General features: G+C 58.9%; 13 protein-coding genes. 6 read left to right on the plus strand and 7 right to left on the minus strand.

Translation table 11 applies throughout. The features are described from left to right. The 5 genes from ACLBXO_RS30925 to ACLBXO_RS30945 all read left to right on the plus strand — a co-directional run. The coding region (locus tag ACLBXO_RS30925; protein WP_447687811.1) for an autotransporter outer membrane beta-barrel domain-containing protein at positions 1–524 on the plus strand (524 nt) is incomplete at its 5' end. A gap of 213 nt (positions 525–737) precedes the next feature. Further along, positions 738–1,370 (plus strand): recombinase family protein, encoded by a 633-nt coding sequence (locus ACLBXO_RS30930; RefSeq protein ID WP_447687812.1) that lies wholly within the window; start codon positions 738–740, stop codon positions 1,368–1,370. A gap of 74 nt (positions 1,371–1,444) precedes the next feature. Further along, positions 1,445–2,056 carry a Crp/Fnr family transcriptional regulator gene (locus ACLBXO_RS30935; protein WP_447687813.1) on the plus strand — a complete coding sequence of 204 codons (612 nt, stop codon included), beginning with the start codon at positions 1,445–1,447 and terminating at the stop codon, positions 2,054–2,056. 545 nt (positions 2,057–2,601) lie between these two features. Next, positions 2,602–3,060, plus strand: coding sequence for a tetratricopeptide repeat protein (locus ACLBXO_RS30940; RefSeq protein ID WP_447687814.1), 459 nt, complete (start codon positions 2,602–2,604; stop codon positions 3,058–3,060). Between the two features lie 522 nt (positions 3,061–3,582). Beyond that, a complete protein-coding gene (locus tag ACLBXO_RS30945; protein ID WP_447687815.1) occupies positions 3,583–4,461 on the plus strand; it encodes an ABC transporter substrate-binding protein in 879 nt (292 codons plus the stop codon). 11 nt (positions 4,462–4,472) lie between these two features. Here ACLBXO_RS30945 and ACLBXO_RS30950 read toward each other — a convergent pair whose 3' ends face one another. The 3 genes from ACLBXO_RS30950 to ACLBXO_RS30960 are packed head-to-tail and all read right to left on the minus strand — an operon-like array spanning position 4,473 to position 5,405. Beyond that, the gene (locus tag ACLBXO_RS30950; RefSeq protein WP_447687816.1) at positions 4,473–4,733 is read right to left on the minus strand and encodes a hypothetical protein; all 261 of its coding nucleotides are present in this window, start codon (positions 4,731–4,733) and stop codon (positions 4,473–4,475) included. A gap of 27 nt (positions 4,734–4,760) precedes the next feature. After that, the gene (locus tag ACLBXO_RS30955) at positions 4,761–5,153 is read right to left on the minus strand and encodes a type II toxin-antitoxin system VapC family toxin (RefSeq protein ID WP_447687817.1); all 393 of its coding nucleotides are present in this window, start codon (positions 5,151–5,153) and stop codon (positions 4,761–4,763) included. A 3-nt stretch (positions 5,154–5,156) separates the two neighbouring features. Continuing rightward, positions 5,157–5,405: an AbrB/MazE/SpoVT family DNA-binding domain-containing protein gene (locus ACLBXO_RS30960; protein WP_447687818.1), complete on the minus strand. Its 249-nt coding sequence runs from the start codon at positions 5,403–5,405 to the stop codon at positions 5,157–5,159. Between the two features lie 218 nt (positions 5,406–5,623). Here ACLBXO_RS30960 and ACLBXO_RS30965 point away from each other — a divergent pair, with 218 nt between their 5' ends. Then, entirely contained in the window at positions 5,624–6,184 is a 561-nt protein-coding gene (locus ACLBXO_RS30965) for a recombinase family protein (RefSeq protein ID WP_447687819.1), read from the plus strand. 75 nt (positions 6,185–6,259) lie between these two features. Here the strand turns inward: ACLBXO_RS30965 and ACLBXO_RS30970 are convergent, their stop codons facing one another. From ACLBXO_RS30970 to ACLBXO_RS30985, 4 genes are all read right to left on the minus strand, one after another. After that, entirely contained in the window at positions 6,260–6,997 is a 738-nt protein-coding gene (locus ACLBXO_RS30970; RefSeq protein WP_447687820.1) for a TPM domain-containing protein, read from the minus strand. 59 nt (positions 6,998–7,056) lie between these two features. Further along, a complete protein-coding gene (locus ACLBXO_RS30975) occupies positions 7,057–7,680 on the minus strand; it encodes a LemA family protein (protein WP_447687821.1) in 624 nt (207 codons plus the stop codon). 352 nt (positions 7,681–8,032) lie between these two features. Further along, complete coding sequence (locus tag ACLBXO_RS30980; protein ID WP_447687822.1) at positions 8,033–8,656, minus strand: carbonic anhydrase; 624 nt, start codon at positions 8,654–8,656, stop codon at positions 8,033–8,035. A gap of 668 nt (positions 8,657–9,324) precedes the next feature. Continuing rightward, a partial coding sequence (locus ACLBXO_RS30985) for a response regulator transcription factor (RefSeq protein ID WP_447687823.1) occupies positions 9,325–9,577 on the minus strand: 253 nt, incomplete at its 5' end.

The following is a 9,577-nucleotide window of genomic DNA, read 5'->3' on the forward strand; positions in this document are numbered from 1 at the left end:
GCACGGCGGTGTCGCAGGCCTCCGGGCTGTCGTCGGGCTGGAACGGCGGGGTGTCGGGCTTTGCCGGCTACGCGCTGGCGACCGGCCTGCCGGTAGAGCTCGTGCCGGAGGTGGGCTTCAGCTACGACCGGCTGACGCGGGGCCGGGTGTCCGAGCGGGGCGGTCTGGTCAACCAGGGCTTCGGCGGCCAGGGCTTCGCGGTGGCCGATCTCGACGCGGCGCGCAGCCTGGTCGGCGGGCGGGTGACGAGCTGGGCGCTGGCGGGCATTCCGGACCTGCGGCTGGAGGGCCGGGCGTACTGGGCGCACGAGCTGGCCGACACGGCGGCGGTGATCCGCTCCAACCTGTTCGGGGCGGCGTTCGCGAGCCGGACGAGCGCGCTGGGCCGGGACGGCGCGGTGCTGGGGGTGAGCCTGACCGGCGCGGTCGCCGAGGGCGTGCAGCTGTCGGTGGGCTACACGGGCGATGTCCGCCCGAACGCCACCGCGCAGGTGTTCACCGCCGGCCTCCAGGCCGCTTGGTGAGACATCGGATCGGCGCGCGTCCCGCGAGCGACGATGCGCGCCGACAGTTCGGTGGATCCGACCGAATGCGCCCGATGGGCCGTATCGCCGCGATCGCGAGACTGACAAGGACCTCGCGACGATGCCCCGGATTTTACCGTCGAGGCTCCTGGCCGGATCCGTTCCGGCTAGGCATCGACCGCCCTCCCTACAACAGACCGACGGGTGGTTCCGATGCTCGTGCGAGCCTATCCCCGTACCGGCATCGACGAGCGAGATCCGACCCGAGCCCATGACGAATTGACGGCGTTCGCGGCAGAGCACGGCCTGACGGTTGCGGCTTGGTATGTGGAAAACGCGTCTGGCGCGAAGCGGGAACCCTCCGGGCTAGCGCGGCTGCTGGCGGACAGTCAGCCCGGAGACGTTCTCCTGCTTGCCGGTGTGGATCAGCTGTCGCGCTTAAGCGAAGACGATTGGATTGCGCTCAAGACTCAGATCGGCTCGCGAGGGCTTCGCATCGTCTCAATGGATCTGCCGACCTCTCGCCGGTTTCTAGAGGAGCACCGACCAGACGATTGCACAAAACGTCTGTTCGCTGCGGTCAACGCGATGTTGATCGACGCGATCGAGGCGGGAGCGCGCAAAGACGACAAGGATCGCCGTCGTCGGCAGGCGGAAGGACAAGCCCGTGCCAAGGCGGAAGGGCGCCATGTGGGCCGACCCGAGAACATGGGGCGGAACGCACTGATTGCCGACCTGCTGCGGAAGGGGATGAGCTGGTCGCAGGTGCAGACCGCGACCGGGTGCAGCCGCTTCACAGTCGCGAAAGTGGCGAGGACTGCGAAACAGCGTCCCGTCGAGGCCTGATCGACGTCTTATCCAGCACAACATGAGGTTCAGCGGTCAACAACCAGCTCACTCAGGGCAACGGGAGAATTTTTGTGAATTGGGTGGAGTGCATAGGGTATGTGGGAACGGCGCTCGTCATTCTATCGACGGCTATGAACACAATGATCCCGTTGCGGATCATTTCCCTATGCGCTAGCTGCGCACTCATAACTTATGGATTTCTGATCGATAGCTTGCCTGTAATATTGACAGAGCTTTTTGAAATACCGCTTAACACCTACCGACTTTGGCAGATGTGGCGCCTCGTTCGCGAGACGAGGGACGCTGCCGCAGGCGATCTAACCCTCGACTGGCTGCGTCCATTCGGCAAGGAACGCACCTTCGCCGCCGATGAAATCGTGTTCAACTCGGGCGATCCAGCCGGAGAAATGTACTATATTGAGAGCGGGCGCTTCCGGATTGAAGAACTTGGGATCGACGTGAACGCAGGCGGTGTCGTTGGCGAACTCGGCCTGCTGTCACCAGGAAACGCCCGCACCGCCACGCTGGTCTGCGTCGAGCCAGGAAAAGCGCTGTCCGTCACCTATTCAGATCTGAAGGAACTTTACTACCAAAATCCGGAATTCGGCTTTTCCTTCCTCAAGCTGACCTCAGAGCGCCTGTTTCAGAGCATTGAAGCCGCGAGGAGGCCGCTTGCCGCTTAGCTGTGTTTCGTCAATCATATAGCGTGGCGGCAGCCGACCTCATCGCTTCGCAGCCGGCGACGGCGTGATGAGCGGCTTCGAGAGCACGGGGTCAGAGAGTCGATCTGCATGCTGACGCAGCACGTGGTTCGCCATTGTCGATTTGCCCCGCGAGGGCATAGTGCAGCAGGTGATCAAGGACCACTATCTTCCCCGTATGCTCTGCATGCGCTCGCCTCGAGAGATCACCGTGCTCCTGTCAAATTAGCCCCCTGTGCGGTTTGCTGAGAGCAACTCCACGCGCTGCCATGAAGTAATTGCAGCACCTCTCAAGCGAAAAGGACTTAGAGGCTCGGCGAATGGTCGCTCAAAGATCGCTGGCCGCGCGGACAACCGCACGGCGCAAGCTTGCTTTGAACTTTGCGAAACCCCCAGCAATCATATCTAACTAAGACGCATCATTCGAATACCAAATAATATTTGAGAGTGCGATTTGTTCCCTACGAGCCGAACAAACAGAGATACGCCAGCTACATAGTACGTTTGTCTATCATGGAACTACAGAGATGCGCTTCCAGAGCTTCGGCACAGCTTTTCTCGCGGCGGCTCTCGGGCTTGGTTCGAGCGCCCATGCGGAAAGCGTCAACAGTGCCTACGAAAAAGCAGCCGCGCGCGGCGACAAAGAGGCAATGTTAAATCTGGCCTTCCTTTACGAGGCTGGGCAAGGTGTTGAGCGGGATCGTCTTCTGTCTCGACGTTGGTTCGAAAAGGCCGCCAGCGCGGGCTGTGCAGAAGCTATGAATAACCTCGGCAGCCTGTACGATGTCGGTGACGGTGTCAAACAGGATTACGTAAAAGCCAAGTATTGGTATGAGCGCGCCGCAGCGGCGGGATCTCCGTCGGCCATGTACAACCTTGGCCTTCTTTATAGAGCAGGAGACGGAGTAAAACGCGACGAGGATGTCGCCAAACGGTGGTTTGCACGGGCAGCAGCCGCCGGATACTCGACCGTGATGCACTATTGATATATAAACATACATTCGATTTCCATGAAAGACTAATACTCAACGTCCAATCCGCATGACTCAAGTTCTAGCCAGCTCTCCAGCCTGCCGACAAGATCAGAAACTATCGTCCGATCGAGATGAAATAAAGCGCAGCCACAAGAGGCTGCCAAGGCGCTTACCTTTGTTTATCACTTGCGTGGCAACTAAAACAAACATCGTGCCCAGTATTCAATCATAGATCAGACACATCTGTGTTAATTTATTATTATATAGTACAATAAATATTCACACGTCGTAAAAGTCGCGTGATGTGCGGGATTGATTTTATGTAAAACGTTTTATCCCAAAGATATTGTGTCGTAAAGAAACCGGTTTAAATTTTGAAGATGATCTCCAAAGATGTAATCACATGCCTGCCAGAGCGACGGAATAATGAAGATGATGCAGCGGCGTTCATTCCTTAGTCTCGCACCACTCGCCTTGATATCATGCGCTTGTTCCGATGCATGCGCTACAGACCGGCGACCCCGCATTTGCTTCATGGGATTGGGGCCAGCCACCGCATGGGTCAATCAAAGACGTGCAATCGAAACGGGGCTTCTAAGATATGGGTACGCAAACGGTCAAAACATACAAATTGATTACTCCTGGCCGGCATCATTTGAAGCCATGAAGGATCAAGCCTGTCAAATTGTTGATAGTTGCCCTGATGTAATACTTTGCCCTGGATCGACGCAAGTTCAGATTTATCGGGAGCTTACGTCAAATATTCCTATTGTTTTTGCATATCATGCTGATCCTATTGGAATGGGTCATGTTTCTAGTCTTTCCCATCCCGGCGGAAATATTTCTGGTATTTCCATGCAGATGAAAGATATACTCAACAAGGGAGTGTCCATTCTCAAAGAAACATCTCCCTCAATGAAGGTTGTTGCATTTTTGGCCGATCCGTCTGATCCCGTACACAAAGTTCTGTTTGCGACGGTTGAACGAATGGTGAAAGATTTAAATCTGGAAATATTTTCACTGTCCGTCGGTAGCGCTGCGGACATAGTTTCTTCTTTTGAGATAATGCGCGCCCAAAATAATCTTGGATTTTTAGTGCCTGCATCTCCGATAGCAAATGCGCGGCAGGTCGAAATTGCGTTACTGGCAAAGGAGACGCGAATTCCCGGATTGTATATCAGTCGATCAAACGTATTTGCTGGAGGGCTAATGAGCTATGGTCCCAAATATTCAGCGATGTACGGCAGGTCGGGGTATTTTATTGATAGCATCATAAGGGGTAGAAATATAACGGAGATACCTGTCGAGCAGGTTTCAGCATTTGATCTCATCATAAATGAAGGGGCAGCGCGTGAAATTGGACTTGCTATTCCTACATCAGTACTGGCGCTTGCCAGCGACGTAATTGACTAATTTACTATCGCCTACATATTAGATACGACTTGGCCTGCAACAGCAAGTGCGTACTCGGCATCCTTCATATCGGCCTCGGCCGAGAGCACTGCCCGTTCGGCTGCTCCGAGTGCGTCTACCAGTTCAACGGGGATGCCGATGCCGTCCCTGGCCTCGACGGCTGCGATCTCACGAGCGAGGCGATCGCGACGCTCGTACGCGGTGGCCAAAAGCCGGCGGGCTATATGCAGTCGGTCGCGCAGCGCCGAGAAAACCTCATCATCGTCAGTCATCGTTATGACCCCGAGCCACAGTCCGCGTCATCGCACAAACTCGACTGTGACGCCGGCTGCACCATCCAAATTCGACCAGGCCTGATCCGCCGTTAACGCGACGAGGCCGCGCGACTTCGCCAAGGCCAGACAGGCACGGTCACCGAAGGACAAGCCGGCTTGGCGTGTGGTCTTTCGCAGAGCACCGGCCTCGACAGCTTGGATGCGGTCGAACTCCACCACCCCGAGGTGCAAGTGATCCAGCGCCCGGCTGACCGTCTGAACGGCTGCTCCGCGCTCCACGAGTTTGGCGATCACCTCTGAGTGGTTCACGGCCGAAACGACCGACTCGGACAGCGCTTCACGAACGCGGTCCTGCCCCTCTTCCTGATTGAAAAGGCATAGCAGGGCCGAGGCGTCCAAGACGTATCTCACGGCCACGATTTACTCCTTGGCTACCTCGGCGCGCCGGTCGGCAATCAGCTCATCGACAATGCTGACGCCTTCGGGAACCAGCCCTCGAACGAGCTTCTGGATCTCCGCGATAGCCGCATCGCGTGACCGTACCCGAAGCTCACCGTCAACCATTTCCATCACGACGGTATCGCCGACCTGAACTCCTAATTCGCGTCGGAAGCTCGCTGGAATCACAAGTTTGCCGCCATCGACGATCTTGGTTGAACGCGACTCCATGACATCTCCTGACCATCAGGTACCAAACTCCGATATATACCCAAAAATCCGGGTTTGCCATAAAACAGCTTGGAACGCTCGTGTTGACGGAACAAAACGGTATACCGTTGCGCCGCGACGCGGTGGCACGCTTGCTCTGAGTGGCAGAACGGTCGATTTTGATTTATGCCTCATAGTGAGCTTCCAAGCCACCCTTTTGGCACAGAATTGAGCCCCCGATGGCCCGTTTCGGCTACGCCCGCGTCTCCTCGACCGATCAGGACCTCGCCATCCAGCTTGCCAAGCTCAAGGCCGCCGGCTGCGAGGTGATCCGGTCGGAGAAGATGTCGGGCAAGTCCGCCGACGACCGGCCGGAACTGGCCACCGTCATGCAGTTCCTGCGCGCGGGTGACGAGCTGGTGGTGGTCCGGCTCGATCGGCTCGGCCGCTCGACCCGCGACGTGCTCAACCTCGTGCACGAGCTCGATCAGAAGGGCGCGGCTCTCCGCATCCTCGATCCGGAGCTGACCACAGGCGGCGATGTCGGGCGGATCGTCGTGACCGTACTCGGCATGGTCGCCGAGATGGAGCGCAAGTTCATCCTGGAGCGCCAGCGCGCCGGCATCGATGCGGCCAAGGCGGCCGGCGTCTACGCCGGCAAGGGCCGGCCCCGCTCCATGCCCGAGGAGGAGATCCGCCGCCGCCACGCGGCAGGGGAGGGGCCGACCGCGATCGCCCGCGCCCTCCAGATCTCACGACGCAGCGTCTATCGCGCACTCAAGGACGTGGCTGCAGCCTGACGCAATGGCGTGGAGGCTGGGAGGTTCGGACGTTTTCAGCCAAACCCCGGGTGCTCACCGCGGACGAGAGTTATTCTACCATTCGTCGGTGGCACCGCCGCCGCTGAACCAGCCGCCGCCGCCTTCGAAATCATCTGACGAGGAGGGCTCCGAAGAGCTGCTGTCCCCTCCAGAGCTGAAGCTCGGCAGAAACCAGAGCGCGGGAAAGCCGATGCGGTAGAGGATGATCAGTACGATCAGGATGCCGGCGACGAGGGCGATGACGATCGCGATCTGCACGAGATCGATATCGAACGTGCCACCGTGTGCTTGCGGCTTGCGCTGCCATTCCTCCGCATCGCGCGACAGGATCGACAGGAGACCGTCGACGCCGGCATCGAGGCCCCCGTAATAGTCTCCGGTCTTGAGATACGGGGTGATGAGCCCGGTGACGTTGACCTTGGACAGGGCGTCGGTCAGCGCCCCCTCCAGGCCGGAGCCGACCTCGAGCCGGATCTTCCGCTCGCGCGGTGCCACCAGCAGCAGGACGCCGTTGTTGGTCTTGGCTTGCCCGATCTTCCAGGCGCGCGCGAGCTGATTGGCATAGTCCTCGATGGCCACGCCCTGCAGGTTCGGCACCGTTGCGATCACCACCTGATCGGAGGTCGTGCCCTCATAGGCCTTCAGTTTGGCGACGAGCTTGCCGCGTTGCTCTGGCGTGAGAACCCCAGCCGCGTCGACGACGCGGCCGGATCGCGGCGGGAAAGTCAGGTCGGCCGCCAGCGCGTTGACCGCGTACACCGTGAGGCAGGCGGCGAGCAGGGCGAAGCGCACCCATATCGGTATGATCCTGGTCATCGACCGCCCCCCTAGGCCGCCTCACATGCTGCCCCCTAGAACTTCACGTTCGGCGGGCGATCGGCGTTCGGCGTGGCCGTGAAGGTCTCCATCGGCTTGGCATCGGGGTACATCGCGGCCGCGATCCAGCGGCCCGGGATCGTGCGCACCTCCGTGTTGTAGGCCCGGACGGCCGTGATGTAGTCGCGCCGCGCCACCGCGATGCGGTTCTCGGTGCCCTCCAGCTGGGATTGCAGGGCGAGGAAGTTCCGGTTCGACTTGAGGTCGGGGTACCTCTCGACCGTCACGAGCAGGCGACCGAGCGCGCCCGAGAGCTGGTTCTGGGCATTCTGGTACTCGTTGAACTTCTGCGGATCGCTGACCGTGGAGGCGTCGACCTTCACGCTCGACGCCTTGGCGCGCGCCTCGGTGACGCCGATCAGCACACCCTTCTCCTGCTGGGCGTAGCCCTTCACGGTCTCGACGAGGTTGGGGATCAGATCGGCCCGGCGCTGGTACTGGTTCTGCACCTCGCTCCAAGCTGACTTGGCCTGTTCCTCAAGGGCTGGCACCCGGTTGACCGCCCCGCAGCCGGAGAGACCCGCGGCCACCAGGATCACCGAGAGCACGCCGAAGAGGCGCGCAGCGGGCGACGTCCGGCGCAGCCCACCAGCAGTCATCAATGTCATTTCCATGTTTTCCTCGGTAGTCAGGCCGCATCGCAGCCGGTTTTCTAAGAGCCTCGGGGTCGAATTATATGGGCCGATACTTTCTACTATTCAGATCAGCGCCTATCGACACCATTAGACGGCCGCGCTCGAAATTGATGAGACAAATCACACGCAGGCTGAGCTCCCATAGTGAGACTTGGCTCTTTCGGCTTGCAAATCGCGAACTCGGCGCCGCCACGGAAAAATTTCGCGGAGCACGATCTAATTTACGCAGGCGCCGAGCGCCGATGATTTAACAAGATGCCTGCATTCCAGACGCCGTATCATATATTGGCCTTAATAATTCCTATGTTTGCCGGAATTATTCAAAGAATTCTACATTCCCGTCATCTAGGTCATATCGCGCGCCAACAATTTTAAGACGCCCTTCTCGCTGTGGGGCCTGAAGCATGTGTTCAGTCGTTCTCAAGCGATCCACGACGCGATGAACGTTGGCACGAACGGAATGCTCGAGGATATCATCGTGACCCTCGCGTTGCGCGCGCAGCACCGCTGGAATGATCGGTTCGATCATCTGACCGATACTGCCCGGAAAAACCGCGTCTTCCTGGACAACCTGAACGGCAGCGTGAACGGCACCGCATCGCTCGTGGCCCAGAACTAGCACGAGCGGCGCTCCGAGGACGGCGACGCCGTACTCGATGCTGCCCATAGCCGCGAGATCGACGACATTGCCGGCATTGCGCACGATGAAGAGATCGCCCAGGCCGCGGCCAAACAGGAGCTCCGGTGACACGCGGCTGTCGGAGCAGCCGACGAGGACACAGAACGGACGCTGTTCGTGGGCCAGCGAGCCACGCAGCTTCGCGCTGGTCATGCGCGCCTGCATCGGTTGCCCGCTGACGAAACGTCGGTTGCCCTCTTTGAGTAGATCGAGAGCTTCATCCGGCGTCATAGATTGGCGAAGTGTTTGCGAAGATTTCATTGTTCATCCTGGAGAAACCTAACGGGCATACAGGATCTATACGCAAAATATAATCCTCGCTGCAAATGACACATTCGTGCGTAGAAATATTTACGCCGATTAAGGTTGCAGCTCAGATAATAAATATCTTAGTGGGAAGATCGGTTTTATCTGCATGTGATCGTTTTGAGGGAAATTTTAGAAAATTCGACCGACTCCCCGTATCGATCACGGAAATCTCTCTTCTGTGCACGCCCTGTCGAAAGCTGCCCGCTCAATGGGCGCGTTACGCTCAGAGGCCCCCCATTCGCCCCTTGGATCCGGCGCATGCACAGCAGCACCGCTGGGCACGAAGCGAAACCGGCGCTGGGGAACGCCTACCGGAAGTTCCGCTCGTCCAAACGGACGATCAACGCGGCGATGTCTCTGGTGCGTGGGCGATGCGCAGCATCGTCTCGCGCAAGCATCCGCGTACCCGTCAGAGGTCGGCCGTCGCCGACGTAGGCGGAAACCTCTCTCAGGGCTAGCATGCGATTTAGGATCGAGCTCGGCAGGCCAGGCCGCGTCGCGGTCATGGCGGGCATCTGCATCGGATCGCCGAGTTCCATCTGGACAAGGCTGCTGATCCAGGCAGATGCGACTTGTAGCGCGCCTCGTGTTCAAGGCGTCGGCTTCAAAGTTCGGGGGTATCAAACCGCATGTAAACTCGCGCTGTTGAGGCTCGTTTCTTCCCGGAGGAAGTACTTGTTGGTCAGGTAGGCGACTTCGGTCCGGTTCTTGGCCTTGAGCTTCTTCATGATGTTGCGGACGTGAATCTTCACGGTGCTCTCGCACATGTTGAGTTCGTACGCGATGATCTTGTTCGGCGTCCCCTTCCGGAGCGCCCGGGCCACGCAGAGCTGCCGCGGCGAGAAGATCTCGTCGTCGCCGGCCTCGACCGGC

Source organism: Methylobacterium sp. C33D (genome assembly GCF_053345825.1).

Bases quoted from the DNA above. Each gene is read 5' to 3' on its own strand.
- ACLBXO_RS30930 (WP_447687812.1), top strand. From the start codon at position 738: ATGCTCGTGCGAGCCTATCCCCGTACCGGCATCGACGAGCGAGATCCG.
- ACLBXO_RS30940 (WP_447687814.1), top strand. From the start codon at position 2,602: ATGCGCTTCCAGAGCTTCGGCACAGCTTTTCTCGCGGCGGCTCTCGGG.
- ACLBXO_RS30945 (WP_447687815.1), top strand. From the start codon at position 3,583: ATGGGATTGGGGCCAGCCACCGCATGGGTCAATCAAAGACGTGCAATC.
- ACLBXO_RS30950 (WP_447687816.1), bottom strand. From the start codon at position 4,733: ATGACTGACGATGATGAGGTTTTCTCGGCGCTGCGCGACCGACTGCAT.
- ACLBXO_RS30960 (WP_447687818.1), bottom strand. From the start codon at position 5,405: ATGGAGTCGCGTTCAACCAAGATCGTCGATGGCGGCAAACTTGTGATT.
- ACLBXO_RS30965 (WP_447687819.1), top strand. From the start codon at position 5,624: ATGGCCCGTTTCGGCTACGCCCGCGTCTCCTCGACCGATCAGGACCTC.
- ACLBXO_RS30975 (WP_447687821.1), bottom strand. From the start codon at position 7,680: ATGACTGCTGGTGGGCTGCGCCGGACGTCGCCCGCTGCGCGCCTCTTC.
- ACLBXO_RS30980 (WP_447687822.1), bottom strand. From the start codon at position 8,656: ATGAAATCTTCGCAAACACTTCGCCAATCTATGACGCCGGATGAAGCT.